Raw genomic sequence first — 26,194 nt, 5'->3', positions numbered from 1 at the left:
AAATCAAGCCGCCAAACACGAAATGTCCGCATGATGTGGACCTGGCAGGCCTGATTTTATGGAGCAGACCATGACCAATTCCGCATTGATACGACCGGCATGGACGCCAGCCACGATTGCGCTGATGGTGCTCGGCTTCTTTCTCTTCTGGCCGCTTGGCCTTGCCATGCTCGCCTATATTCTTTGGGGCGACCGCCTCGAAGGGTTCAAGCGCGGCGTCAACGAGAAGACCGATTCCATGTTCGGTTCTTTCCGCAACTGCCGCAAAAGCGAGAGCTTCAACTTCGGCAGCGCAACTGGCAACGCAGCCTTCGACGACTGGCGTCGCGAAGAACTGAACCGCCTTGCCGAAGAGCGCCGCAAGCTTGACGAAGCCCGCGCCGAATTCGAATCCTATGCCGCAGAGCTTCGCCGCGCACGCGACAAGGAAGAGTTCGACCGCTTCATGGCTGAGCGTCGCGCTGCAGCCAAGAAGACGCCAGCAAAGGGCAACAAGAATGACATCACCGATCTTTGATCGCGGATAACAGCTTGAAAACTATTGAAACGGCGCGGGTTTTCCGCGCCGTTTTGCTTAAAACAGCTTTTTTGTCTGGCTTTTCGCACGAATCGCTTATTCTTACGCGATGGGCTTATCCTTCCTTCGGCAAATCAGCGGCAACAGGGCATCTGCCAATACGGCAACTGTCCGGAGCGAACGCATCCATGCGGTGGCCGGTCGCGAGCTGTCATTGCGTGTCTTCGAAAACCCGCGCGCCAAACGGCTGACGCTGCGCATCGAAGCTGGCGGAAAAGGCCTGCGCATCACTGTTCCGCCCGGACTGCCCGAGCGCGAAGTGCAGAGTTTTCTCAAGCGCCATCAGGGCTGGATCGAAAGCCGCATCACCAAACTGCCGGATCAGCCGGGTGTTCGCCCCGGCGTGAAAATTCCGATCCGCGGCGTGCCGCATCTGATTACACATCAGCCCGGACGCGGCACAGTCGACCTCCTTGAAGGCAATGTGCTGCTGGTTCACGGCGACCCCGCCCATCTGCCGCGCCGTCTGGCAGACTATCTCAAAGGGCAGGTGAAGCGCGATATAGAGGCGCTCGTCATCCGCCACACGGCAAGCGTCGGTCGCAAGGCCAAGGCCGTCCGCTTCAAGGACACCAAGAGCCGCTGGGGGTCGTGCACCTCCGATGGCGTTCTTTCCTTTTCATGGCGGATCGGCATGGCGCCACCGGCCGTCATCAACTATCTCGTCGCGCATGAAGTCGCGCATCTGATCGAGATGAATCATGGGCCGCAATTCTGGAAACTCTGTCAGGAGCTTTGCCCCGATACGGAACGCTGCAAGGCGTGGCTGAAGCGAAATGGCAGCGCATTACAGGCTATAGACTTTACATGAACCCATCGATACTGACCGCCGCCAAGGTGCTGTGGGACTACCACTGCGTTTACGATCCAATTCCGGCATCCGATGTCATCATCGGCCTTGGCAGCTATGATCTGCGTGTGGCAGAGCGCGCTGCCGATCTCTATCTTGAAGGCATGGCGCCGCTGGTGATCTTCACCGGCAAAAGCGGTCACTGGACCGAAAACCTCTATCCTGCCAGCGAAGCGGAAGCCTTTGCCGAAGTGGCGATCCGGCGCGGAGTGCCGGAAGAAGCAATCACCATCGAGCCCAACGCCACTAATATCGGAGAAAACATCCGCTTCTCGCTGGAAAAAATGTTGCCCGGCGTGATCAGCCCGATTTTCGTCACCAAGCCGCAGACCCAGCGCCGCGTGCATGCCACCGTCGCCCGGCAATGGCCGGAAGCAAAGGCAAGCGTGACGGCACCGCTCCTTTCCTTTGAAGAACAGTCGACGCCTTCCTATCCGGTGGAGATGCTCATCAACGAGATGACCGGCGATCTGGAGCGCATTCTGGACTATCCCGCCAAAGGCTACCAGATTGCGCAGGCGGTTCCCATGGAGGTCATGGAAGCGTATGATTTCTTGATCGCACGTGGTTTTGACGGACATACCGCCAGAGAATAGCTGCGAACTGCTTGAGAAGCGCACCGTTTTGTGCGACGGGAAACCATGGTTTTGGATATCAAGATATGCGGGCTGAAAACGCCTGATACAGTCGCTGCCGCTCTCAACGGCGGTGCGACGCATATCGGCTTTATCTTTTTTCCCAAAAGCCCGCGCAATATCACGCCGGACGCCGCAGCCGTTTTGCGCCCTGCCGCGCTTGGCCGCGCCAAAGCTGTCGCCGTGACGGTCGATGCCGACGATGCGACGCTGGATGAAATCGTCAGCGCCGTAAAACCGGATATTCTGCAATTGCATGGCCATGAAACGCCTGAGCGCGTGCGCTTTGTGAAGGAACGCTATGGCCTGCCGGTCATGAAAGCCTTTGCGATCCGCAGCGCCGACGATCTGGCCGCCATCGCGCCCTATAAGGGCATTGCCGACCGCTTCCTGTTCGACGCCAAGCCGCCGAAGGGATCGGAATTGCCGGGCGGCAACGGGGTTTCCTTCGACTGGGCCCTGCTCGATGCGCTTGACGCGGATGTCGATTACATGCTTTCCGGTGGATTGAACGCTGGCAATATTGCCGAGGCGCTGCACGAGACGCACGCGCCGGGCATCGACATATCGTCCGGCGTCGAGCGCGCACCCGGCGTTAAGGACGTGCGTCTCATTGAAGATTTTTTCCAGGCTGTCGCCGATGCGGATGTGTCACCATCCGCAAAACGCGCCTGAACATGACGGAGCTGAAGCGTTGAACAAGCCGGTTGAACCCAATTCCTACAAGACAGGCCCGGACGAAGAGGGCATGTTCGGTATTTTCGGCGGACGTTTCGTCGCCGAGACGCTGATGCCGCTGATCCTCGAATTGCAGGAAGCCTATGAAACGGCCAAGAACGATCCTGAATTCAAGGCCGAGCTTTCCGCCCTTTCGACCTATTATGCCGGTCGCCCGTCGAAGCTGTATTATGCCGAAGGGCTGACCAAGCATCTGGGCGGTGCAAAAATCTACTTCAAGCGCGAAGACCTGAACCACACCGGCAGCCACAAGATCAACAACTGCCTCGGTCAGATTCTGCTCGCCAAGCGCATGGGCAAGACGCGCATCATCGCCGAAACCGGTGCTGGCCAGCATGGTGTGGCATCGGCAACCGTCGCTGCACGTTTCGGCCTGCCTTGCGTGGTCTATATGGGCGCGACGGACGTTGAACGTCAGAAGCCGAATGTGTTCCGCATGAAGCTGCTGGGTGCCGAAGTGAAGCCGGTTACGGCTGGCAACGGCACGCTCAAGGACGCGATGAACGAAGCGCTTCGCGACTGGGTCACGAATGTTGAAGACACCTATTACCTGATCGGCACGGCTGCCGGTCCGCATCCTTATCCGGAACTGGTTCGCGACTTCCAGTCGGTCATCGGCACGGAAGCGCGCCAGCAGATTCTCGAACAGGAAGGCCGTCTGCCGGATGTCATCATCGCGGCTGTCGGCGGCGGTTCCAATGCCATCGGCCTGTTCCATCCTTTCCTTGATGACGCATCGGTCAAGATCGTCGGCGTCGAGGCAGGCGGTCACGGTCTGGACGGTGACGAGCATTGCGCATCGATGAGCGCAGGTCGTCCCGGCGTTCTGCACGGCAACCGCACCTATCTGCTCCAGAACGAAGATGGCCAGATCCTCGAAGGCCATTCGGTCTCCGCCGGTCTCGACTATCCGGGCGTCGGCCCGGAACATTCCTGGCTCAAGGATACGGGTCGCGTCGATTATGTGCCGATCCTCGATCAGGAAGCACTGGATGCCTTCCAGCTTGCAACCCGCGTCGAAGGCATCATTCCGGCGCTCGAATCCGCCCATGCCATTGCGCAGGCCGTCAAGATGGCGCCAACCTTGGGCAAGGATCAGATCATGATCGTCAACCTGTCTGGCCGTGGCGATAAGGACGTTCACACGGTCGGCAAGCTGCTCGGCATGGATATCTGAGGACAGAATGGGCAAAGACGCCGCTGACGCTTCCACCTACAGACCGCGCGCCGCATGGTTCGACGGCCTGACGGAATGCGGCCCGGCGACGATCAAGCTCAACATCATCGAAGCGGACCCTTCCAATCCGCTTGCCGAAGCTGCGGTGGGCATTGCCCGCCGGCAGATCGCAAATGCTGCGGCAAGGCTTGAAGCCCTGCCGCATCTGGACGCTGGTTTCGCCATTCTCCATCAGGGTGAGGAAAGCCTCTGGCTTCTGCTTCACTGGTGGCTGGAAGGCGGCATTGCAACGGAAATGCTGTGGCAGTCCGAACTCGGCGACGAGATCGAATTCATGCCCGCACAGCCCTTGCTGATGGCCTGCGTCTGGGAACTCGGAATTATTGACTTTGAACGGCGCGCTTGGATGGAGACGGCCATGTCCGGCAAACCCATCGCCGATTATCTTGCGCGCACTTTGCCACGGGGCACGGTATGACCACTCGCATCGACACCAAATTCGCCGCATTGAAGACCGAGGGCCGTCCGGCGCTGGTCACCTATTTCATGGGCGGCGATCCCGACCTCGAAACTTCGCTCAAGGTGATGAAGGCGCTGCCCAAGGCCGGTGCCGATGTGATCGAGCTTGGCATGGCCTTCTCCGATCCGATGGCGGACGGCCCGGCCATCGAAGCTGCCGGTCTGCGCGCGCTGAAAGCCGGGCAGTCGCTTTCCAAGACGCTTTATATGGCCGCCGAATTCCGCAAGGAAGACGACACGACCCCGATCGTGCTGATGGGCTATTACAATCCGATCTATATCTATGGCGTCGAGCGCTTCCTGACCGATGCCAAGGCCTCCGGCGTTGATGGCCTGATCATTGTCGATCTGCCATCGGAAATGGATGCGGAACTTTGCGTCCCGGCCATGAAGGCGGGCATCAACTTCATTCGCCTGACCACGCCGACCACCGACGACAAGCGTCTGCCGAAGGTTCTGCATAATTCGTCGGGCTTCGTCTATTATGTCTCGATGAACGGTATCACCGGCTCGGCCATTGCCGATACGGCCCGCGTCGGCGACGCGGTGCGTCACATCAAGAAGAGCACCGATTTGCCGATCTGCGTCGGCTTTGGCGTCAAGACGCCGGAACAGGCTGCCGCCATTGCCGCCCATGCGGATGGCGTCGTCGTCGGCACGGCAATCGTCAATGCGGTGGCCGGCGAACTGACGCCGGAAGGCGCGCTTAAGGGCGATCCTGTGGCCGCTGTGAGCAAACTTGTCGGTGCACTGGCGCAAAGCGTTCGCACGACACGCCTTGAAGCCGCCCAATAAATCGTCCATTTAAGCGGGTAGAGTTGCTTTTCCGCATAAGCGGGCGCAAAAGCGCCCGCACTTTCTGTCGGAAGTGCTTGCCGTCGAAGAACAAGAAACGGAACCAAACGTCATGAACTGGATCACCAACTACGTTCGTCCGAAGATCAATTCGATGCTTGGTCGTCGCGAAATGCCGGAAAACCTCTGGATCAAGGATCCGTCCACCGGCGAGATGGTGTTCCACAAGGATCTGGAAAGCAACCAGTTCGTGATCCCGTCTTCGGGCCATCACATGCGCATCAAGGCGAAGGACCGCCTGCGCTTCTTCTTCGACAATGGCGAATATACCACGCTGGAAGCACCCAAGGTGCCGGTCGATCCGCTGAAATTCCGCGACGAGAAGAAATATATCGACCGTCTCAAGGATTACCGCACCCGCACCGGCATGGATGACGCCATCGTCAACGGCCTTGGCACCATTGAAGGTCTGCCGATCGTCGCCACCGTGCAGGATTTCGGCTTCATGGGCGGTTCGCTCGGCATGGGTGCCGGTGAGGCGATCATTCAGGGCTTTGAAAAAGCCATCGAGCTGAAGCGCCCGCTGGTTCTGTTCGCAGCATCGGGCGGCGCGCGCATGCAGGAAGGCATTCTCTCGCTGATGCAGCTCCCGCGCACCACCGTTGCCGTGGAAATGCTGAAAGAGGCAGGCCTGCCTTACATCGTCGTGCTTACCAACCCGACCACGGGCGGCGTGACCGCTTCCTACGCCATGCTGGGCGACATTCATATTGCTGAGCCGGGCGCGCTGATCGGCTTTGCCGGTCCGCGCGTGATCGAACAGACCATCCGCGAAAAACTGCCGGAAGGTTTCCAGAGTGCTGAATATCTGATGGAACACGGCATGGTGGACATGGTTGTTCCCCGCACCGAGCTGAAGGAAACGATTGCACGTCTCCTGAAGATCATGACCAAGCAGCCGGCCAACACCGACAGTCCTGTAGCGCCAAAACCAGACGCCGATAGCAACACTGGCAGCAAGGCGGCCTGATATGGGCAGCCAGATCGTGGCAGGCAAGGCGGCTGCCGCTATCGAGCGGCTGATGCAACTGCATCCGAAAGGATTTGACCTCTCCCTGGACCGCATTCGCGGTCTGTTGGAGAAGCTCGGCAATCCGCATCTCAAATTGCCGCCCGTGATCCATATTGCCGGAACCAATGGCAAGGGATCAGCGACTGCCTTCTGCCGCGCCATTCTGGAAGCTGGCGGCTTTGACGTCCACGTCCACACTTCCCCACATCTGGTCAACTGGCACGAGCGTTATCGTCTGGCTGCGCCGGGTGGTGGCCAGCTGGTTGAGGACGACGTTCTGGCCGAGGCCATTGAGCGCGTCGCAGCCGCCAATGGCGGCCAGCACATCACCGTCTTTGAAATCCTCACCGCCGTGGCCTTCGTGTTGTTTGCCGAGCATCCAGCCGATGTCGTCATCATGGAAGTCGGGCTGGGCGGACGCTTCGACGCCACCAATGTCATTCCCGAACCTGCCGTATCGCTGATCATGCCGGTTTCCATTGACCATCAGGCATATCTCGGTGACCGTGTAGAACTGATCGCCGCCGAAAAGGCGGGGATCATCAAGAAGGATTGCCCGGTCGTCGTCGGCTTTCAGCCTTTCGATGCGGCGCGCGAGGTGCTTGTTTCCACCGCGGACCGGCTCGGTTGTCCGGTTTCGGTCTATGGTCAGGATTTCCTCGCCTTCGAAGAACATGGCCGCATGATCTTCCAGAACGAGGATGGGCTGATCGATCTGCCGCTGCCGCGCCTGCCCGGTCGTCACCAGATTGCCAATGCCGCCGCCGCCATCGAAACAGTGCAGCTTGCGGGCTTCAACATCCCCGACAAGGCCGTCGAAAAGGCGCTGATGGTGGTGGACTGGCCGGCGCGCATGCAGCGTCTGACGCATGGGGCGCTTGTCGATCTTGCACCGCCAACCTCGGAAATCTGGCTCGACGGCGGACATAATCCGGGCGCAGGCGCGGTGATCGCGGAAGCCTTCGGCGACCTTGAAGAACGCAATGCGCGTCCGCTGTTCCTGATTACCGGCATGATCAACACCAAGGACCCCGTCGGCTATTTTGAGGCCTTTGCGGGCATGGCGCGTCATGTGTTCACCGTGCCGATCCCATCCAGCGATGCGGGTATACCCAATGATGCGCTGGCTGTCGCCGCCCAGAAGGCCGGATTGTCAGCCGAACCGGTTCACTCGGTCGCCAATGCGCTGAAACTTCTGCACGACACCTGGCCAGCCGATGAAATTCCGCCGCGTATCCTGATCGGCGGATCGCTATATCTGGCGGGCGAAGTATTAGGAGAGAACAACACACCACCATCCTAATAAAATTACACTATTATGAGTTACTTTATTAGTCATTATTCCGCCTTTATTTATATCCAAGAATGAATTGTCGTAATTTTAAGAATGGATATATAAATGCGTAATACTCTTATTATTTCTACAATTCTTTTTATGGGTCTTTCGGCTGCTCCGTCCTTTGCTGCCAGTATTGCAAAAGAAACTGGCGCCAAGGAAACGGACACCAAGGCTGTAATGCCCGTTTGTCCCACCGGCACCAAAGCTGCTGCCGACGGGAAATATTATCTTCCCGGTACGCATGAAGAATGCCGGTCGGGCGATAAAGACCATAACGACACCCAGCACAAGTCGAAGTAAGCACACCGCTGATCTTCGAACAAAGAAAAACCCGGCTCAAGGCCGGGTTTTTTATTGCTTGCTATAATTTCTACTTAAGCAGCAGAAGCCTTGATCCAGTCGGCAAGGCGGCTCTTCGGAGCAGCGCCAACCATATTGGCAGCAAGTTCACCGTCCTTGAACATCAGGAGCGTCGGAATCGAACGCACGCCGAACTGGGCTGCGAGTTCCGGATTCTCGTCGATGTTGACCTTGGCGATCTTGACCTGACCGGCCATTTCGGCGGCGATCTCGTCGAGCGCCGGAGCGATCATCTTGCATGGACCGCACCATTCTGCCCAGAAATCCACCACGACCGGCTCGTTCGACTGAAGAACGTCCGACTGAAAATTGCTGTTATCGACCTTAACGGTTGCCATAGGGCTATCCTCTATATGGTTAAGAACGGCAGACATCTTCACAGACTCACACGTAATCCGCTCTTTCTTCGCTATATCATGTGGCGTGTCTGCTGCCATCCGTCAAGTTCTAGTTACTCACCTTTCCTTGAGAGTCTCTCAGCGCCTGCATGGCTTCATCAAGCACAGCATCGGACAGCGGCAGCAGGAACGGCCCCTCGGTAAAGAGCAAGGCCGTTTCCACAACCCGCCCCGGATAAAGCGGCTCCAGCAGTGCCTTATAGAGCGCAAGCTGTGCGCGATAAGCGAAAGGCACCGCCTCGACGGTCTTGGGCGGCGGTCGGTTGGTCTTGTAGTCGACAACGAGAACGCGGGTCTCGTCCACGCTGATGCGATCGACCTGACCGGACACGGCATGATCGCGCCCGCCAAGATTGATCGTGCCCATGATTGCGACTTCGCCACGCGAGCCGGAAGCGAAAACCGGTGCAAATTGCGGATCGGTCAATATAGCTTTCACGCTCGAAACGGCGTTGTGACGCTCAGCCTCCGGCCAGTCGCCCGCTATACGGGCCAGATAATCTTCCGCCAGCTTCTCTCGCTCGCTCTCCGGCACTTCCGGCAGATATTGCAGCAGCATGTGGATCGCCGTGCCGCGCCGCAGGGCAAAGCCGGGCGTGCCGTCGCTGACGATATCCCCGAGCACAGGGGAGCTTGCATCAAGCGGCGGCTCTTCATCCGCCTCAATCAGCGCCGACGCGCCCGATGGTGCCAGCGGGCGCGGGAGCCCCGCCTCGGGCTTGACCGGAAGCAGATATTCCGGCGGCAAACCGGGCAAGGGCGTCGCCTCCGCCTGATCCGGCTCGAAAATCTCCGTTAATCCGCGTGGCGTATTGCGATAGCGTCGTGCGGCGACACCCTGCACGGGGTGCACAAAGGTCTCCGATTTGATGGCAAGCGCGTCCTCGGCCAGCCGGTGCCAGGTTTCTCCGCTCTCGCGTGTGCCGCGATAGCCGCAGATGATGAGGCGATCCTCGGCGCGCGTCATGCCGACATAAAGCAGGCGGCGGTATTCTTCCTCGGCGCGGGCCTTTAGCTCTTCGATACGAGCAGCAGTAAACCCGGTCTGCCATGACCCGTTCGGCTGCCAGAGATAGCCTTTCACCGACGGTCCGTCATGCGCCAGATCATAGGGGATCAGCTTGGGCGCACGGCTCCCGGTCCAGACGGCACTGCCGGGATCGACCAGAAACACCACGGCGCCTTCAAGGCCCTTCGCCGCATGGACGGTCATGAGGCGCACTTCGTTGCGGCCCTGATCCAGCTCACGCTTGATTTCCGGCGAAGCGGCATCCAGCGTTTCGAGGAAAGCCTGCAAACCGGGCAGACCGGCCCGCTCGGCAGAGAGCGCGTAGTTCTGAAACTCATCGATAATGTCGCCCGCTTCCGGCCCAAGTCGCGCCAGAAGTTTTCGCCGCGCGCCGTCAGCACTCAGAATACGGGCATAGAACTCGAAAACCGGCATGGTGTCGGCGATGCCGCGCCAACGGCTCAAGGTCTTGTGGATGGCGGCAAGCGCCTCGTCGTCACGTGAGGCGCGGTAGAGATGTTCGAACAAGGTCGAACCGGCCCCGCGCGGATGCGCCAGTGCAAACAGCCGGTCATCGTCCCAGCCGAAGAGCGGGCTTTTGAGAAGCGAAGCCAGCGAAAGATCGTCGGAGGGTTGCAACACGAAGCGTCCAAGCGCCATCAGATCCTGAATGGCGATATGGCTGGTGAGGCGCAGGCGATCCGCGCCCGCCACCGGCACGCCCAGATTCTTCAACGCCCGCGACAAGGCAGGCATGAACTGATCGCGCTTGCGCACCAGCACCATGATATCACGCGGCGCGATGCGGCGGTTTTGACCGGGAATGGGTTCGCCCCTGTCCAGCCAGTAACGGATGGTGGCGGCGATCTGTTCGGCCAGCCGCACGGCGGGCGCGGCCAGATGATCGACCGGCACGCGCCAGTCATCCGGTTCTTCCACCGCTTCGGGCGTCAGCATATCCCAGATTTCCACCTCGCCCGGCGCGTCGGCGCGAATGGCATCGTGAACCGTGGCACCGGCAAGCCCGCGATTGGCTTCCGGCCTCGCAAACACTTCATCCACCGCCTGCAACACATCCGGTGCCGAGCGGAAGGAGAAGTTGAGGCTGACGCGCTCGAACTTCAATTCGGCATCGCCTGCGCGAAGACTGACGGAACGGCCCTGCGCGGCAAAATCTTCCGGCACAGCCCCCTGGAACGAATAGATCGACTGTTTTTCGTCACCCACTGCAAACAGCGTGCGCTGCAAATTGCGCTGGCCGAGACCGGAGAAGAACTCCTCCGACAACATGCGGATAACCTGCCACTGGTCGGGGCTGGTGTCCTGCGCTTCATCAACGAGGATATGATCGATGCCGCGATCGAGCTTGTACTGCACCCACTGCCCTGCCCCGTCGCGGGCAAGCAGCGCCACGGTGCGGGTGATCAGGTCCTCGAAATCGAGCAGACCGCGCTTACGCTTCAGATCATGATAGCGTTGCAGAAGATCGTCGATCAGCGTCAGCGCGGCCAGATTGAGCCGCACGAGTCGCAATTCCTTCAGCCGGTCGAGGCCCATTTCAACACGGGAAGCGGCTGCATCGAAGGCTTCCTCGAAATCCGGCAGCAGTTTCTTCACCGCCGCCGAGCCGACATAGGACCCGGATTTCGGCTCGCCAGTGCTTTTCAGAAACGCAGCGCGCAGCACGGCTTCGCGGTCACGGGTGACGCTCACCTTGTCGTAACGCTTCAGTTGCAGCGCAAAATCATGCGCGCGCGCAGCACCCTTCTGGATCGAAAGAATGAGATCAAGCGCGTCATCGGAGAATTCAGGAACCGGCCAGAGCTCCGCCAGAATATCGCTTTCGCGCTCATCCCGATCGAAACCGAAGGCGCGATGCAAGGTCTCGGCGCGCGTTTCGGCAACGCCCAATTCCGCGATATAGCGCTGCAAGCCGTTACGCCGGTTCACCGCCTCGTCCAGAAGCGATTGCAGCCCTATTTCGCCCGATGCCTGCAACACATCGGCAAAGGCGGCTGCGATATTCGCATCGCCACCGCCATGCGCCGTTTCGAGCAGCTGACGCCGTGCTTCACCCACGAGTGCGACCTGCATCAGATCGTCCATCATCTCGAAGTGACCGGCGATGTTTGCCTCAAGTGGAAACTGATGCAGGATGGCTTCGCAAAACGCATGGATGGTCTGGATTTTCAGCCCACCCGGCGTTTCCAGTGCGCGGGCAAAAAGCCGCCGTGCCACCGCAAGGCGAGGTGCGCCCGGCCTGCGACCTTCCAGCGACTTCAACCGTTCGGCCAGTTCCGCATCCGGCAGCACCGCCCATTCCGACAGACGCGCAAAGACGCGGTTCTGCATCACCGCAGCCGCCGCCTTGGTATAGGTAAGGCAGAGAATTTTCGACGGATCGGTCCCTTCGAGCAAAAGGCGGATAACGCGCTCGGTCAGAACATGCGTCTTGCCGGAACCGGCATTGGCCGACACCCAGACCGAGGCGGCGGGATCGGCTGCCCGCGTCTGCGCATCGATGGTTTCCGGCGGAATATAGAGTTTCTTCTTCATTCGCCGCCCTCCCCACCGGCATCGCCGCCAGCGGACCATTCCAGCACGCGCGCGAGGTGGTCATAGTCGCCCGTAAGATCGGTTTCGCGGAATGGCAGCGCGCGCGAAAGATAACCCTTATCCGGCTTCTGATATTCAGCCAAAAGCTGGGCAAGGCGCTGCCATGCCTCCTCACCCAAAGCGGGAGCGGTCTTTTCCGATGGCGGTCTGCTGATCTTCAGAATGGATTCCGGCTTCACCTCGCCTCCGGCGCGAAGCCGCACATAGGTGAGATCGGACGCCCGAACCGAGCCAACCTCACGGAACGCGCCCCGCACCAGAAGAGCCGCCTCCAGCGCCAGCTGCGGCGACAGCAGAACATGCGCCTGACGCGGCGATGGCGTGGAGCCGGTTTTATAATCGATGATTTCGGCAGTCCCGTCGCGCATCAGATCGATACGGTCGGCACGGCCCGAAAGCGTGATGCCAAGACTATCGATGTCGCGCTTGTCCGAGGCGATTTCCGCAAACCGCGTCTGCACATTGTAAGCGCGCTCCCGCTCCCATTCCAGAAACTGCGGGATCAGCGCCGTGAAACGCGGCCACCAGACGGCTTCGATTTCGGTCGGCAAATCCATATCTGCAAACAGGATGCGCCCCAGTTCCGTCAGGCGCTCGGCTGCATCCGGTGCCAGCGGGTCGATATTTTCCTGCGTGAAGTGTCCGAGAATGTCATGGAACAGCGTACCGCGTTCCGCCGCTGCCGGATCACGGATCAACGGCTCCAGCGGACGCAGCTTGAGAATGCGCTTGGCGAAGATCGCGTAAGGGTCGCGGCGCAGCGTTTCCACTTCCGTGACCGAAAAATGCTTGGGCCGCGCTGCGACCGGTGGCGCAGGCTCAGGTCTTTTGACGAAAGGCACATCCGGCGCACGGTCAATCTCCCGCGACCAGTGCACGAAACGCTGGCCGCGCTGGCGCATGTCCTTCGTCACATCGGCACCCAGCACGGTTTCAAGTCGCTGCAGCCAGCGCGATGTCACCGTCGGCGCATTATCGGAACGCTGCGAACGCGACAACACCACATGGTCCATGCCAAGCGCCATTTGAAAATCATGCGCGGCAAGGCCGGTGCGCCGCTCTGGCGGATCGAGTGCGATCATCGCCTTCATCGGGCGCGACATGAAGGGATCGTTGCGCGTCTTTGCGGGCCAACTACCTTCGTTCAGACCGCCGATCACCACTGTATCGACCGTCTGGAGACGCGCTTCCAGCGCACCCCAGACAAAGACACGCGGATGACCGCCCGGATGCGGCTTGACGGTTTCGCCAGCCATCAGCGCATCCAGAATAGCGGGCCATTCGCTAGCTTCGAAATCCAGCTCCGACTCGCTCGACACCAGACCGCGCAGGAACGAGGCAATTTTTTCGCCGCGCTCACCGGAATAGAAAGTGGCGACGCTGCCGTTTTCATCACGCGCCATGTTTTCAACGGCTTGCGCCGTCGCACGCGCAATCTCGCCAATATTGGTTCGCCGACTTGTTGTCGCGAAAGGTGCCAGCGGCGCCACCGCCTGGGACAGATTTTCACAGAGGGCCCGGGCGGCAGCGATCATTTCCGGCGTGATGCTGTCATGCCATGCCGGACGCCAGGACTGATTGGCGCTTTCTTCCAATCGCCGGTCGAAAAAGCCTGGCAGGTCGATAACGGAAGCGCGTCCCGTGCCACCACGAAAGGCGACAAGCTCCAGCGTTTCACCAGCGAGACGCCGGTCGATGCGCGGTGTTTCAAGCCGCAGCAAAGGATGCTTCACCAGAGCCAGCAGCGCCACCGGATCACCAGGGTTGAACACCGTTTCGACCGTCAGGCGCAGCAGCGTCGAGGTCTCGACATCGCGCAAATGCCGCCCGCCGGAATCATCGGCATCAATGCCGAACCGCGCCAGTTCTCCAACCACGCGCCGCGCCAAATTGCGGTCCGCCGTCACCAGCGCTGCGATCTTGCCTTCTTGATGGATGGCGTCGCGCAGCGCCAGCGCCACCGACAGCGCTTCCTCGCGTTCGTTCGCCGCCTCAATGAGATCGATTTTATGCGCCGAAGACAGAAGGACGTCCGGTTGCATATCCGGGTGCTGGCTGAGCGCACCCCACGCATCAGTCGTTTCCGCCGGGCGCAGCGCTTCACTGACAACGCGTTCCAGAACACGTTTCTGGCGTGACATGTCTTCGATATGTTCGACGTCTTCGCGGAGCGTCCCGATGGCACGCAGCAACTTGTGCAGGCCATATTGCGGATGTCCGAAGGTCGAAGGATTGTCCTCGGCCTCGCCCAGCATCTTCCACGCCTCATCGTCCAGATCGCGATCAAGCCCCGGCAGCACGACTGCGCCGTTCGGCAGATGCGCGATGACGGAAATCAGTTCCGCTGTGGCAGGAATGGAACCCGTTGAACCGGCCACAATGACCGGCCCCGGAGGCGGGTTATCGCGCAGGCGCGCCACCTCCCCCCAGATCAGGTCGTTGCGGTGCGCTGCCGGATTGGAAAGCTTGCGCTCAGCCAGAATTTCGGGCCACAGCTTGGTGACGATATCGAGAAAACCGAGCGTCACCCGCCACCAGTCGGCAAGATCGTCGGGCGCGATGCTGGCGAGCTCGCTCCATTGCGCGCCATCAGTTTCCACCTGATCCATCAGCCCGGCCAGATCGCGGGCCAGCCAGATGGCATCGGCGGTTGTGGCTGGAACCGATACGTCATCAACGCCGAACAGCGCCCGCACATGGGCGGGCAGAGATTCGCGCCATGGACGGATCAGACGCGCCAGCAGCAGAAGCCGCTCGGCCTTTGCAATCGGCGGATTGAGGTCAAACACGCCCGCCGCCCCGGCATTGAAAAACGCCGCGTCCTCATCCACATCGCCAAGCGGTCTGACGGCGGGCAGAATAGCACTCTTAGCCGGATTCATATCCACGATGACGGAACGCAGAGCACGGGCTGCACGACGCGTGGGCACATAAATCGTGGCGCTGGCTAGCGCCAGAGGATCTGCGGGATTGCCGGGAAAGCCTTCGATCAGTTTGCCGTCAAGCAGGGCTTTGGCGAAGGCTGGGAGAAACGGCGTTCCGGAAGGAATGGAAAACAGCCTTGGCGTGGTTTTGCTCATGCTGTTTCTATCCTTCTCAAATTATTTGGCTCAAATAAACTCGGTTCAAACCAGCGCGGAAAGTGCGGCCTCCGCTTGCGCTATCGCTTCCGGTGTTCCGACCGTCAGCCAATGGCCGACCATGGGCATACCATAAAGACGGCCCTCAGCGATGGCCTTATCGAAATATCGATTGAGCGACGCCACTTCAGGCTCTGCACCTGCAAAAATGCGCGGATGAATGATACCGGCCCCGGCATAGATCAGCGGCGTTCCCGCCACATCGCGGGCGCGACGCAAGCGGCCTGCATCGTCGGCGACGAAATCGCCCTTCCCCTCGAAACCGGTGGCCTGATCCAGCCCCGCCGTCATCAGCAGGATATCCATCTTTGCATCGTCCCAAGCCTCGCCCAAGGACACGAGATTGGGCTTCGATGTATCGCCCACCCAAAACGTATCGGCGTTCAGGAGGTAGAACGGTGCCCCTCCCAATTGCGGCAATGCCTTGACGATGCCGCCTGCAGAATCGAGCAGCAGATCGCGCTCGTCGGAAATGACGATATGCGGCTCTGCGCGGTCAGCAAGATAGGCATCAAGTTGGTCGGCTAAATAATGTACATTCACGACCGCCCTCTGTACGCCAACGGCTTCAAGCGCGTCCAGCCCCCAGTCGATCAGCGGCTTTCCCGCGACCTTGACCAGCGGTTTCGGGATTGTCTCGGTGATTGGGCGCATACGCTTGCCAAGCCCCGCCGCCAGAACCATGGCCGTCTCAGGCATTTTCATTGCGCAATAGCCCTTCCTGCATCAATCCCAATTCGCGGAACCATGCCGCCACGGGCGCCATGACTGGATGAACAAGCACACGACCGAGATAGTCATGGATGCGTGGCAGATGGTTGAGATAAGCCGGTTTACCGTCGCGCTCATCAAGCCGCACGAAGAGACCGAGCAGCTTGGCATTGCGTTGCGCGCCCATGGCCGCATAGGCCTTGCGGAACAGTGCTTCGTCGAAAGCATGGCCCAAGCTGCGGCGCTCATCGCAATAAGCCGCCACGACCGCCTGTTCCAGTTCAACCGGAATCGTCACGCGCGCATCGAGCGCCAGCGAGGCCACGTCATAGGCAGCGGGACCGATCATCGCATCCTGAAAATCGATGGTTCCGATGCGGTCCTTGCCTTCTGCTTCCGGAAACCAGAACAGGTTTGGCGAATGATAATCACGCAGCAGCAGGCTCTGTTCGACATCGGCGATATCGGCAATCACCTTGTCCCACGCCGCTTCGTAAACCTGCTTTTCAGCGTCGGTCAGCTGGCGACCCATCATGCGTGGCGCATACCACTGCCCGACAAGGCTAACCTCGATCAGCATGGCATCGCGGTCGAAGGACGCGATGAGGTGATCGGGATAGCCGTCAAGCGGCACGCGGTTCGGCCAGTGCACCCCATGCAGATGCGCCAGAAAGCGCCCTGCCGCCTCGTAGCGTTCCGCCACCGGCTCACCGGTAGCGGCGCGCACGCCCTCAACGCCCAGATTTTCCAGAACCAAAAACCCTGCGTCCAGATCAGCAGCGCGCATTTCAGGCACGCGAAAACCATGCGCGGCCAAAAGCCCATCAATGGCTGCGAAAGCCAGAATATTTTCGGCCAGATGCGCTATCTGTCGGTAGGTCTTGCCGTCACGCAATATTGGATCATAAGGCATCTGCGGCGCATTCATGAGAATCTCGACGCCATGCGTACTGCGGATCGTTTCATATTTGCGCGGGGATGCATCGCCTTGCAGATAACGCCGTTCCGCACCCTGCCGGTCATGGCGGTCAAGGAAAGCACGAATGGCCAGCGAGCGCTCCAGACGGCTGATCGCGGCTTTCGGCCCGGCAATGGCGATGCGTCGCCCTGCCCCTTCATGCGAAAGCGTGACGGAGAAATTCGCCTCGGGCAAAAAGCCCTCGCCGCGCTCCGGCCATTCGGCAAGCACAACGCCATCGTCCAGAAATTCGACCAGTCCCAGCTCGTCAAGCTCTTCACCCGACGACAGGCGATAAAGATCGGCATGGGCAACCGGTAGACGAAGCGCTTCGTAGCTTTGCACCAGCGTAAAGGTCGGGCTTGGCACTTCAAGCCCCGGATCGTCGGCAATGGCGCGGATGACCGCGCGGGCCAGCGATGATTTCCCCGCCCCCAGATCACCGGAAAGGGTGACCAGATCGCCCTTTTGCAGAGCGAGAGCAAAGTCCTCGCCAAACCGGAGTGTGGCGGCTTCATCGGGCAAATAGAATTCGAGAATCTGTGTTTGGGCGCTCATAAGCACCGTTTACCTTATTCGGCAGCAACACGGAAGCTGCGTGTCTCCGATGGAAAGCGGCAAATCACGGTTGTTCCCCTGCCCGAACCAGTCTCGATATCGACGTTGCCGCCATGCAGCTCAACGAAGCTTTTCACGATGGCAAGGCCGAGCCCGGCACCGCGCTTGCGCCCGCCATTCGGATAGGATTGGAAACGCTTGAAGACAGTATCCAGCACTTCCGGCGGCATGCCGTGCCCATCGTCATGGACAGAGAAGACCACTTCGGGCCCTTCGCGCGCCACCTGCAAGGTGACGGTCGAACCTTCCGGCGCGTAATTGGTCGCGTTGGACAGAAGGTTGAACAACACCTGACGCACGCGATTGGCGTCTGCCTTGAAGACATCCACATCATCGGCAATATCGACATCGAGGCCGATATCATGGTCGCGCAAGCGCTCGCTCACGCGGGAAGCAGCTGCGGAAATCGCCTCCACCACCGAAACATCGCCGATTTCCAGTTCCATGATGCCGGCATCGACGGTCGCGAGATCGAGAATATCGTTCACAATGGTCAGCAGAACCGACGACGACGTGCTGATATGCTCCAGATATTCGACCTGACGCTCGTTGAGCGAGCCGAAGGACGGTGTCTGCAGCAGTTCGGTAAAGCCGATGATGTTGGTCAGCGGCGAACGCAGCTCGTAGGAGACGTGCTGCACGAAATCATTCTTGATCTGGTCGGCCAGTTCCAGCGCTTCGTTCTTTTCCTTCAGGGCACGTTCAACGCGCACCGTATCGGTCACGTCGATGAAGGTAAGCATGGTCTGCCCCTTGGGCAGCGGCACCACCGCGAAGGACAGGATCACACCGTCATCCAGCTCCACCTGCCCCATGCGACCATCACGCTGGTCGAGGAAGCCGGTCACGGAGGACACGAAATCGTCCCAGAGACCGTCTCCGCCGCGCTCACGGCAAAGCTTTGAAATCGTTGATATATGCGTTCCCACCACGACCATGGCGGCGGGCAATGACCACAGGTCCGCGAAGGACGGATTGGACAGGCGCATGCGGCCATCGGACCCGAACACCGCCACGGCCTCGGCCAGATGATCCAGCGTTTCGCCCTGAACCTTGATCAGTGTGTTGTAGCGGCCTTCGAGTTCGAACTTTTCCGTCATGTTCTCGAAGAACCAGGTCACGCCGCCTTGCGGATGCGGATTGGCGACCACGCGCATGGTGCGCGTATCGGGCAGATGCCACATATGTTCCTGCGGCTCGACGGCGCGATAGGCAGACAGTAAACCGTCCTTCCACTTGCGCCATTCCGGCTGTTCCGGCAGCTTGCCTTCGGACCGCAGCCGGTCGAAGAGCAAGGTGTTGCTCGGCTGGGTTTCGAGCCAGGCCGTGTCAAGCGACCAGAGTTTCGCAAATGCCTGATTGAAGAACTGGAGCTTCATTTCCGGATCGAAAATCGCCACGGCAGTCGAGAGCTGATCCAGCGTTTCAGCATGGCTTTTCAGCGTGCGGCTCAGTTCCTCACGCACCTGCTCGACTTCGCTCAGATCGAAGCCAAGACCAGCGGAACCGCCCTCGGCGCTCACATCGGTCACGTCGAAAATCCGGCGGTCGCCACGCACCACTGTCGGCAATTGCTCATGCAGAACCGGCTCGGCGAAACGGTCCCGTTCCAGACGAATCCGCGCCTGCGCGCCGAAAAGCTCGCGACCTTCCGCAATTGCCTGGCTGGTATCGGGCATATCGACAGCACGCGCATAGGCCTGATTGACCCATTCGATGCGGCCATTGCCATCGCGAACCCAGACAGGTTGCTCGATGCGTTCCAGCAAACGGCGCAGAAGTTCGATCCGGTCCGACAATTCCCGATTTTGCGCCTGAAGCGCTGCGCGCTCCGCCTGAACGCCCTGCAGGCTGAAAAAGCGGGCGACAGCCAGACCGCCGGAGGTGCGGCCATAAACATCCAGCAGCGTGCCATTATTGGTTTCGACCGTCAGATCGAAGGTGCGCGCATGTTCGCGCAGCGACGCGACGGCGCGCTCCAGCGCCGTCACCGATTGCGGGCGCAGCCAGCGACCGAAAGCCAGAAAGGCCGAGCGATCCTGCGGCGCGCCGCTTTCATCCGGCAATTGCCCGACCACATCGGCCCGCATCGTATGACCGTCCCAGACGACGATGCGCTGATCCTTGAGATTGAGAAGCGCTTCATTGCGCTGCGCCGTAAGGCTCAGATCAGAGAGTTTGGAACGCAGTTCCTTGTTTTCACTCGCAGCGCGGGCGCGCTCGCGAATGAGCCAGCCTGCGGAAAGCAGCGCCGCGCCCATGGCGCCGACAAACATGGAAAACTGAATGACTTCGAAGGCGCCGACGCTGCCGCCGCCAAAAGGCAGTTCGATGCGCGCGCCATCAGCGCCCTGCGCAAAAGCGGGCATGGCGGCAAGAACGGCGGAAACTGACACGGTCGCCTTCAAGACGACCTGCCGAAGCGGCTTTGCAACACAGGCGAGAGCAACCGTCAGGCTCATGCCTCTTCCGATTGTGGAATTGCCCCGGGTTGTGCCCGATAAGCCGACTTCTGGCATGTTTCCCTTTTCTCCGCCACCCGACTGTGCTTCCGCAAACGGACGCACACCCGCATTTCAATTTCAACACATCAACCGACCGTCGGGCACCGCCACAGTGCCGATAGCCGAACGTGTTTCAGGGACGAAGCGACCAGCCGCTTCCCGCCGAAACCGGCAAAAAACGCACCACGCGAACACCCGCCAAAACACATTGTTTCTTCGCATTCCCGAACATCAAAACCGCAATACACTTTTGCCGGGAATGCTTTTGATTCGTCTTCACAATACCCTTCCGACGAATCCACGTGAAGCGTGTCGCGCGCAAAAAGAAAGACTGGACAGCCTGTCAACTGTCCAGTCTCAACATGTAGTAGAATGCTTAACCGATGGTTAATATCTGTAGTGCTCGGACTTGTACGGGCCCTGTGGAGTGACGCCGATATAGGCTGCCTGTTCCTCAGAAAGCACAGTCAGCTTCGCACCCAGCTTGTCGAGATGCAGGCGCGCCACCTTCTCGTCGAGATGCTTCGGCAGAACATAGACTTCGTTCTTGTAGGCTTCCGGACGCGTGTAAAGCTCGATCTGAGCCAGCACCTGGTTGGTGAAGGAGGCCGACATCACGAAGCTCGGATGGCCGGTCGCGTTGCCAAGATTGAGCAGGCGGCCTTCCGAAAGAAGGATCAGGCGCTTGCCATCCGGGAACTCGATCAGATCGACCTGCGGCTTCACATTGGTCCACTTCAGGTTGCGCAGAGCGGCAATCTGAATTTCGTTGTCGAAGTGGCCGATATTGCCGACGATGCACATGTCTTTCATCTTGCGCATGTCGTCCAGCGTGATGACGTCCTTGTTGCCGGTCGTGGTGATCACGATATCTGCGGTCGGAGCGGCATCGCTGAGCGTCACGACTTCAAAGCCGTCCATGGCGGCCTGAAGGGCGCAGATCGGATCGACTTCCGTCACCTTGACGCGGGCACCGGCACCGGCCAGCGACTGGGCGGAGCCTTTGCCGACATCGCCGTAACCGCAGACGACGGCGACCTTGCCAGCCATCATCACGTCGGTGCCGCGACGAATGCCGTCGACCAGCGATTCCTTGCAGCCATACTTGTTGTCGAACTTCGACTTGGTGACGCTGTCATTGACGTTGATGGCCGGGAAGGGCAGGAGGCCCTTCTTCTGCAACTGGTACAGACGGTTGACGCCGGTGGTGGTTTCTTCCGTCACGCCCTTGATGGCATCGCGCTGCTTTGTGAAGAAGCCCGGCGTTGCAGCCATGCGCTTCTTGATCTGCGCGAAGAGAACTTCCTCTTCTTCCGAACCGGGGTTCGACAGGACGTCTTCACCCGCTTCAGCGCGCGCGCCGATGAGGATGTACATGGTGGCGTCGCCGCCATCGTCGAGGATCATGTTGGACGGCTGGCCATCCGGCCACTGGAAGATCTGGTCGGTATAGGTCCAGTATTCTTCAAGGGTTTCGCCCTTGATGGCGAAAACCGGCGTGCCGGTGGCGGCAATCGCAGCGGCGGCATGGTCCTGCGTCGAGAAGATGTTGCACGATGCCCAGCGCACATCGGCGCCAAGGGCCTTGAGCGTCTCGATCAGAACGGCAGTCTGAATGGTCATGTGCAGCGAGCCGGAAATGCGTGCGCCCTTCAGCGGCTGCGACTTGCCGAATTCCGCGCGCGCAGCCATCAGGCCCGGCATTTCGGTTTCGGCAATGTCGAGTTCCTTGCGGCCCCAGTCGGCCAGGCTCAGATCCTTGACGACGAAATCTTGGCTTGCGGTCATCGCGTGCTCCAATCAAAAACAATTCCAACACGGCAATGAACCGGTTCGGAATGGCGTTGTAGACATGGTTTGGGAGCGGAATATCGTCGATAAAAGCCGCTCCGGCTGCCGCTTTGACTAGCAGATCGCGGGCCGAAGCACAACTTCATATAAACAAATCTTTATACGTGCATATCGAACAATCAGCCGATTGCTGGGTCCACCACGGTCAGATCGAGAGAGATCCCAAGCGTTTCCAGCATTTTACGAAAATCGGACACGGGGTAGGCGGCGCTTTCGGTCACCAGCGCGACGGTGCGGCCCGAGCCGCCTTGCGTGGCGGGAAGGGTAGACACCACGCTGTCCGCCGGATCGAGAAACAGCCAATCGGGGCGCGCTTTCTCGAAGAATGGGCGCAGCCAGGGCAAATGCGTGCTCGACAGGGTCAGAACATCAATGAGCGGATCGTTTGCCGCAATCGCTTCACAGAAACGGGTGACGTCTTCGGCTGTTCTTGCCGGGTCTGACAGAAACAGGCCGCTTTCCACAAGCTCAACCATGGGAGAGGCGTTGATGAGACGGACCTTTTCCGGCTCGCTCGCTTGGGCGCACACAAATGCGCCTAGCTCAGCGCTTTCGATCATCGACCGCACGCCCATGATCGCAACATGGCCGCTGCAGCTCGCCGCAATTGCCTCGCGAACCGGTGGCGCCACGCCATAAACGGGAACGGAGAATTGATCTTTCAGCGCGTCCAGCACCATGATCGACGGCGCGTTGGAGGCCAGAACGACGCTTTTTGCACCGAGACCGGTCAGATAGCCGATGGTGCTGCGCATGATGGACAGCAGCTCGTTTCGCGTCTTCCCGCCATAGGGAAAACGCGCCCGATCTGCAAAATAGATGATGTCCTGTTGGGGCTGTCGCCGTCTGATCAACTCGACCAGCGCATAGCTTCCGATGCCCGCATCAAAAACCGCGACAGGCGCGGCTAGATCGTCCAGAACGCTCAGCATTCCTCGCCGAACTTGTCGGCAATCAGCGTCTGCAGGGCGTCGAGCACGGTCTCGGCCTGTTCGCCCGAAGCGCTGACCTCGATGCAGCAGCCGGGCGAGGCGGCCAGCATCATCAGCCCCATGATCGAGGTGCCGCCAACCGTCATGCCGTCCTTGGAAACGCGCACATGCGCATCATAGCCGTCGACCAGTTGGACGAATTTGGCGGAGGCGCGGGCGTGCAGCCCGCGCTTGTTGACGATCTCAAGCGACCGGGAAATTGCAGTTTCGGGATCGTATTCGCCAGTAAGGGTGACGCTGGACCGCATATATTACTTTCCTGTCAGAACCTGACTTGCGACGTTGATATATTTACGCCCCGCGTCCTGCGCCTCGCGAAGCGCAGTCTTGATGTCGCCGCCGATCCGCACGCTTGAAAGCTTGATCAGCATCGGCAGATTGACGCCTGCGATGACTTCAATCTTGCCTTCCTGCATGACCGAGATGGCCAGATTGGAGGGAGTTCCACCGAACATGTCGGTCAGGATGATGACGCCGCTGCCATTTTCGGCGCGTTCGACAGCTTCGACGATATCGCGCCGACGCTGCTCCATGTCATCTTCCGCACCGATGCATACGGTTTCGAAATTATCTTGCGGGCCTACCACATGCTCAACGGCATGAAGAAACTCTTCGGCCAGCCTTCCGTGCGTAACAAGCACGAGTCCGATCATACTATAAAAGCTCCCGTCGCGCGCCCGCCGCATCACCCCGCCAGATGATCAGATGGCACCTGCTTTGTTCCAGTACGATCACTCCAAAAAACCTGTCTCGTTTTAAGGATCGTACTGCAGCCGGAACCATGCCGGCGAGTTGTGCATCTTGGCAGGGCAAATCCTTATAGCAAGTGAAAAATCTCCACCCCGCCTTGAAAAAAGCAAAATGCCGCAGCGGTGTGAAATCTTCACAGAATCGAAACCATCGCCGGTCAGCGATTCTCCGGCGACCACCGTTCGTAGAACAAAGTCGCCTCTATCGCCCGCGACAGCGCGTTGGAATCGCCATTCGACGACAGTGACGGCAGAAGCAGACGCGGCAGTTCGATCCCTTCAAAGCTCCAGATTCCGCCGCCTGGATAACGCTCCGCTTCTTCACGGGCCACAAGCCAGATCACCAGATCAAGCGTGACGCTGGCAACGAAAGGCACCCTGAACAGGCCAGCGCCGCGAATCTCCACACCGCCCGCAAGGGCAACTGGCGCGCTGGCGATCAGGCGATTGTCTTCGGCGCGCAACATCGTGCGATCATCGCTGACGAGGGCCGCCTGTTCGCTGCGGAGCGATGCGCGCTCCACCAGCGTCAGCGCCAGTTCGGTCTTGCCCGCGCCCGAGCGGCCCATGATCATCACGCCCTTTCCGCGCAATTGCACGGTGGTGGCGTGGAGGCCGCTCCTGGCTTCTTCCGGGGTCATGTGCTGGCCGGAAGATCGACGATGAAACGGGCGCCCCTGAATTGATCGGGCTTTGCAGGATCGATGATGTTTTCCGCCGTCAGCGTACCGCCATGGGCTTCGATGATCTGACGGCTGATCGACAGGCCGAGGCCGGAATTCTGACCGAAAGCCTCCGATGCCGGGCGATCCGTATAGAAACGCTCGAAAATCCGCTCGATATTCTCGATGGGGATGCCCGGTCCGTTATCCTCGACGAGAATGCGCAGGCGGCTGCCTTCGCCCTGCAACGTCACCACGATGCGCCCCGTATCGTCGGGCACGAAGGAGCGCGCATTTTCAATGAGATTGCTCACCACCTGCCCAAGCCGCAGGTCATGGCCCGCGACGTAGAAGGCCTTTTTACCCGCTGGCAGCTTGCCAGTATTGAAGACGATCTCGGTGCCAACCTTGTTGCGGCGCACTTCGCGCGCGGCAGTGACAAGATTGGTGAGCAGCGTCTTCATATCCACGCGGTCGATATGTTCGCGCGCCAGTTCCGCGTCGAGGCGCGAAGCATCGGAAATATCGGTGATCAGGCGATCAAGACGGCGCACATCATGCTGAATGATGTCGAGCAGGCGCTTGCGCGATTCCTCCGACTTGGCGAGCGGCAAGGTCTCCACCGCGCTGCGTAGCGAGGTGAGGGGGTTCTTCAGCTCGTGGCTGACATCGGCGGCGAAGCTCTCAATGGCTTCGATGCGGGTGTAAAGCGCGTCCGTCATGTCGCGGATGGAGGTGGACAGATGTCCCACCTCATCCTGTCGCTCCGAGAAATCAGGAATTTCAACACGGTTCTTGACGCCATGACGCACGCGATCCGCCGCAGCCGACAATTTGCGCAGCGGGCTTGCTATGGTCGATGCGAGGAACAGCGACAGGATCACCATGACCAGCGACACGACACCGAACACGCGGAAGACGGCCATGCGCTCGCCCTCTACGATCTTGTCGATATCGTCGCCTTCGGTCGAAAGCAGCAAGACGCCGAGAATCGCGCGCGAACGCTGGACCGGCACGGCCACAGAGACCACCAGTTCGCCCTTTTCGGTGCGGCGCTGCGCCGTTTGTGGAGAACCAGAAAGCGCCTTGACGATCTCGGGGAAGGCGAGACCATTGCCGCCCGGCTGTTCCTGATAAACGGGCAAGCCGCCACCATAGAAGAAGCCGGTGAACCAGCGGCTGAAACGCTCCCACAGCCCCGGCGTTTCGCCCTCAATCGGTGGCAGAGGGTAGCTCAACACCGGGCTGGAGGATGGGAAACTCGGCGAATAAAGCGCGCGCGAATCCAGCAGCATATTGGCGTAGCGGTCATAGATACGCGCCCGCGTGCTGGTCGGCGAAATCAACCGGCGCAACAGGGGCGAAACCTTTTCAGGATTGATCGGGAATTCCCAATTATCGGGAGAATCGGGCGAGGGGGTCAGGCTTTGCCCGGCTTGCAGTTCCAGAAGCTTTTCCGGATCGACCATCAGCGAGTTGGTATCGACCGTTGCCGAGGCCGAAATCGCCGCAGCGATGATCTTGCCCTGGGTCAGAAGGCTTTCCACCTTCGCGTCGATCAGCCCCTCGCGGAACTGGTTCATATAGAGAATGCCGGAAACCAGAACGCCAAGCGCCGCAAGGTTGAGAAACAGGATGCGACGCGTCAGGCTCGAGAACAGATATTGACCGAGAAACTTGCGAAAGGGCGCAAACAGACGGCGCCAGAACACCGAGCGCTGCCGCCGTGCCCTGCGCTCGCGCAAGTTTGCTTGCAAACTCGTTTTCTGGCCTGCAAGGCCTTCGTTCTGGGTCTCTGCGACCATCTCGCTTTTGTTACTCGTTGGAGCGCATCCCGAAAAATGTGAAACGCATTTCGGATAAGATGTGCGTCAAATATTCCAAATCAATGCCGGGCTATCGCACCCGGCATTGGTAATCCTAT

22 protein-coding genes are annotated in these 26,194 nt (G+C 59.7%); 10 read left to right on the top strand and 12 right to left on the bottom strand.

The genetic code is table 11. The features are described from left to right. Window positions 1-70 precede the first annotated feature (70 nt). The 10 genes from FIC94_RS19150 (at window position 71) to FIC94_RS19105 (ending at window position 8,002) form a co-directional block, all read left to right on the top strand. Window positions 71-517: a DUF2852 domain-containing protein gene (locus FIC94_RS19150; protein WP_109370060.1), complete on the top strand. Its 447-nt coding sequence runs from the start codon at window positions 71-73 to the stop codon at window positions 515-517. A gap of 109 nt (window positions 518-626) precedes the next feature. Next, a complete protein-coding gene (locus FIC94_RS19145; protein WP_140026069.1) occupies window positions 627-1,388 on the top strand; it encodes a M48 family metallopeptidase in 762 nt (253 codons plus the stop codon). After that, on the top strand, window positions 1,385-2,023 hold the full coding sequence (locus FIC94_RS19140; protein WP_140026068.1) for a YdcF family protein: 639 nt from the start codon (window positions 1,385-1,387) through the stop codon (window positions 2,021-2,023). Before FIC94_RS19145 ends, FIC94_RS19140 begins: the two co-directional genes overlap by 4 nt. Window positions 2,024-2,068: 45 nt before the next feature. Next, entirely contained in the window at window positions 2,069-2,737 is a 669-nt protein-coding gene (locus tag FIC94_RS19135) for a phosphoribosylanthranilate isomerase (RefSeq protein ID WP_109370057.1), read from the top strand. A gap of 19 nt (window positions 2,738-2,756) precedes the next feature. Next, a complete protein-coding gene (trpB, locus tag FIC94_RS19130; protein ID WP_140026067.1) occupies window positions 2,757-3,977 on the top strand; it encodes a tryptophan synthase subunit beta in 1,221 nt (406 codons plus the stop codon). 7 nt (window positions 3,978-3,984) lie between these two features. Then, window positions 3,985-4,455 carry a hypothetical protein gene (locus tag FIC94_RS19125; protein ID WP_109370056.1) on the top strand — a complete coding sequence of 157 codons (471 nt, stop codon included), beginning with the start codon at window positions 3,985-3,987 and terminating at the stop codon, window positions 4,453-4,455. Beyond that, a complete protein-coding gene (gene trpA / locus FIC94_RS19120) occupies window positions 4,452-5,291 on the top strand; it encodes a tryptophan synthase subunit alpha (RefSeq protein ID WP_140026066.1) in 840 nt (279 codons plus the stop codon). The genes FIC94_RS19125 and trpA overlap by 4 nt, the downstream gene beginning before the upstream one ends. Window positions 5,292-5,403: 112 nt before the next feature. Then, entirely contained in the window at window positions 5,404-6,321 is a 918-nt protein-coding gene (gene accD, locus FIC94_RS19115) for an acetyl-CoA carboxylase, carboxyltransferase subunit beta (RefSeq protein ID WP_140026065.1), read from the top strand. A 52-nt stretch (window positions 6,322-6,373) separates the two neighbouring features. After that, window positions 6,374-7,666: a bifunctional folylpolyglutamate synthase/dihydrofolate synthase gene (locus tag FIC94_RS19110; protein WP_180918063.1), complete on the top strand. Its 1,293-nt coding sequence runs from the start codon at window positions 6,374-6,376 to the stop codon at window positions 7,664-7,666. Window positions 7,667-7,762: 96 nt separating this feature from the next. Continuing rightward, window positions 7,763-8,002 carry a hypothetical protein gene (locus FIC94_RS19105; protein WP_140026064.1) on the top strand — a complete coding sequence of 80 codons (240 nt, stop codon included), beginning with the start codon at window positions 7,763-7,765 and terminating at the stop codon, window positions 8,000-8,002. A gap of 74 nt (window positions 8,003-8,076) precedes the next feature. On the opposite strand, the gene trxA is transcribed toward FIC94_RS19105, so the two are convergent. The 12 genes from trxA to FIC94_RS19045 all read right to left on the bottom strand — a co-directional run bounded on the left by trxA (window position 8,077) and on the right by FIC94_RS19045 (window position 26,075). Next, window positions 8,077-8,400 (bottom strand): thioredoxin, encoded by a 324-nt coding sequence (gene trxA, locus FIC94_RS19100; protein ID WP_078337659.1) that lies wholly within the window; start codon window positions 8,398-8,400, stop codon window positions 8,077-8,079. A gap of 109 nt (window positions 8,401-8,509) precedes the next feature. Beyond that, complete coding sequence (gene addA / locus FIC94_RS19095; RefSeq protein ID WP_140026063.1) at window positions 8,510-12,025, bottom strand: double-strand break repair helicase AddA; 3,516 nt, start codon at window positions 12,023-12,025, stop codon at window positions 8,510-8,512. Then, entirely contained in the window at window positions 12,022-15,165 is a 3,144-nt protein-coding gene (gene addB / locus FIC94_RS19090) for a double-strand break repair protein AddB (protein WP_140026062.1), read from the bottom strand. The genes addA and addB overlap by 4 nt, the downstream gene beginning before the upstream one ends. A 45-nt stretch (window positions 15,166-15,210) precedes the next feature. Continuing rightward, on the bottom strand, window positions 15,211-15,930 hold the full coding sequence (locus FIC94_RS19085; RefSeq protein WP_140026061.1) for a nucleotidyltransferase family protein: 720 nt from the start codon (window positions 15,928-15,930) through the stop codon (window positions 15,211-15,213). Continuing rightward, the gene (tsaE, locus tag FIC94_RS19080) at window positions 15,917-17,452 is read right to left on the bottom strand and encodes a tRNA (adenosine(37)-N6)-threonylcarbamoyltransferase complex ATPase subunit type 1 TsaE (RefSeq protein WP_140026060.1); all 1,536 of its coding nucleotides are present in this window, start codon (window positions 17,450-17,452) and stop codon (window positions 15,917-15,919) included. The genes FIC94_RS19085 and tsaE overlap by 14 nt, the downstream gene beginning before the upstream one ends. 14 nt (window positions 17,453-17,466) lie before the next feature. Further along, window positions 17,467-19,974, bottom strand: coding sequence for a sensor histidine kinase (locus tag FIC94_RS19075; protein WP_235892071.1), 2,508 nt, complete (start codon window positions 19,972-19,974; stop codon window positions 17,467-17,469). Window positions 19,975-20,403: 429 nt separating this feature from the next. Further along, window positions 20,404-21,804 carry an adenosylhomocysteinase gene (ahcY, locus tag FIC94_RS19070; protein WP_140026058.1) on the bottom strand — a complete coding sequence of 467 codons (1,401 nt, stop codon included), beginning with the start codon at window positions 21,802-21,804 and terminating at the stop codon, window positions 20,404-20,406. A 182-nt stretch (window positions 21,805-21,986) separates the two neighbouring features. After that, window positions 21,987-22,799: a glutamate racemase gene (locus tag FIC94_RS19065; RefSeq protein WP_140026057.1), complete on the bottom strand. Its 813-nt coding sequence runs from the start codon at window positions 22,797-22,799 to the stop codon at window positions 21,987-21,989. Beyond that, window positions 22,793-23,107 (bottom strand): HPr family phosphocarrier protein, encoded by a 315-nt coding sequence (locus FIC94_RS19060; RefSeq protein ID WP_109370046.1) that lies wholly within the window; start codon window positions 23,105-23,107, stop codon window positions 22,793-22,795. The genes FIC94_RS19065 and FIC94_RS19060 overlap by 7 nt, the downstream gene beginning before the upstream one ends. Window positions 23,108-23,110: 3 nt before the next feature. Continuing rightward, entirely contained in the window at window positions 23,111-23,512 is a 402-nt protein-coding gene (locus tag FIC94_RS19055) for a PTS sugar transporter subunit IIA (RefSeq protein WP_109370045.1), read from the bottom strand. 254 nt (window positions 23,513-23,766) lie between these two features. After that, complete coding sequence (locus FIC94_RS19050; RefSeq protein ID WP_140026056.1) at window positions 23,767-24,249, bottom strand: HPr kinase/phosphorylase; 483 nt, start codon at window positions 24,247-24,249, stop codon at window positions 23,767-23,769. Beyond that, window positions 24,246-26,075 carry a sensor histidine kinase gene (locus FIC94_RS19045; RefSeq protein ID WP_121536916.1) on the bottom strand — a complete coding sequence of 610 codons (1,830 nt, stop codon included), beginning with the start codon at window positions 26,073-26,075 and terminating at the stop codon, window positions 24,246-24,248. Before FIC94_RS19045 ends, FIC94_RS19050 begins: the two co-directional genes overlap by 4 nt. Window positions 26,076-26,194 lie beyond the last annotated feature (119 nt).

The sequence above is a fragment of the Ochrobactrum teleogrylli genome, from assembly GCF_006376685.1.
Classification (GTDB): domain Bacteria; phylum Pseudomonadota; class Alphaproteobacteria; order Rhizobiales; family Rhizobiaceae; genus Brucella; species Brucella teleogrylli.
Note: the sequence above shows the minus strand (reverse complement) of the source record. Positions and strands in the feature narration are given on the sequence as shown.

Bases quoted from the DNA above. Each gene is read 5' to 3' on its own strand.
- addB (WP_140026062.1), bottom strand. From the start codon at position 15,165: ATGAGCAAAACCACGCCAAGGCTGTTTTCCATTCCTTCCGGAACGCCG.
- ahcY (WP_140026058.1), bottom strand. From the start codon at position 21,804: ATGACCGCAAGCCAAGATTTCGTCGTCAAGGATCTGAGCCTGGCCGAC.
- FIC94_RS19085 (WP_140026061.1), bottom strand. From the start codon at position 15,930: ATGAAAATGCCTGAGACGGCCATGGTTCTGGCGGCGGGGCTTGGCAAG.
- FIC94_RS19060 (WP_109370046.1), bottom strand. From the start codon at position 23,107: ATGCGGTCCAGCGTCACCCTTACTGGCGAATACGATCCCGAAACTGCA.
- FIC94_RS19055 (WP_109370045.1), bottom strand. From the start codon at position 23,512: ATGATCGGACTCGTGCTTGTTACGCACGGAAGGCTGGCCGAAGAGTTT.
- FIC94_RS19105 (WP_140026064.1), top strand. From the start codon at position 7,763: ATGCGTAATACTCTTATTATTTCTACAATTCTTTTTATGGGTCTTTCG.
- FIC94_RS19110 (WP_180918063.1), top strand. From the start codon at position 6,374: ATGCAACTGCATCCGAAAGGATTTGACCTCTCCCTGGACCGCATTCGC.
- FIC94_RS19050 (WP_140026056.1), bottom strand. From the start codon at position 24,249: ATGACCCCGGAAGAAGCCAGGAGCGGCCTCCACGCCACCACCGTGCAA.
- FIC94_RS19075 (WP_235892071.1), bottom strand. From the start codon at position 19,974: ATGAGCCTGACGGTTGCTCTCGCCTGTGTTGCAAAGCCGCTTCGGCAG.
- FIC94_RS19150 (WP_109370060.1), top strand. From the start codon at position 71: ATGACCAATTCCGCATTGATACGACCGGCATGGACGCCAGCCACGATT.
- FIC94_RS19125 (WP_109370056.1), top strand. From the start codon at position 3,985: ATGGGCAAAGACGCCGCTGACGCTTCCACCTACAGACCGCGCGCCGCA.
- FIC94_RS19135 (WP_109370057.1), top strand. From the start codon at position 2,069: ATGGTTTTGGATATCAAGATATGCGGGCTGAAAACGCCTGATACAGTC.
- FIC94_RS19065 (WP_140026057.1), bottom strand. From the start codon at position 22,799: ATGCTGAGCGTTCTGGACGATCTAGCCGCGCCTGTCGCGGTTTTTGAT.
- trxA (WP_078337659.1), bottom strand. From the start codon at position 8,400: ATGGCAACCGTTAAGGTCGATAACAGCAATTTTCAGTCGGACGTTCTT.
- trpA (WP_140026066.1), top strand. From the start codon at position 4,452: ATGACCACTCGCATCGACACCAAATTCGCCGCATTGAAGACCGAGGGC.
- addA (WP_140026063.1), bottom strand. From the start codon at position 12,025: ATGAAGAAGAAACTCTATATTCCGCCGGAAACCATCGATGCGCAGACG.
- FIC94_RS19045 (WP_121536916.1), bottom strand. From the start codon at position 26,075: ATGGTCGCAGAGACCCAGAACGAAGGCCTTGCAGGCCAGAAAACGAGT.
- accD (WP_140026065.1), top strand. From the start codon at position 5,404: ATGAACTGGATCACCAACTACGTTCGTCCGAAGATCAATTCGATGCTT.
- FIC94_RS19140 (WP_140026068.1), top strand. From the start codon at position 1,385: ATGAACCCATCGATACTGACCGCCGCCAAGGTGCTGTGGGACTACCAC.
- tsaE (WP_140026060.1), bottom strand. From the start codon at position 17,452: ATGAGCGCCCAAACACAGATTCTCGAATTCTATTTGCCCGATGAAGCC.
- FIC94_RS19145 (WP_140026069.1), top strand. From the start codon at position 627: ATGGGCTTATCCTTCCTTCGGCAAATCAGCGGCAACAGGGCATCTGCC.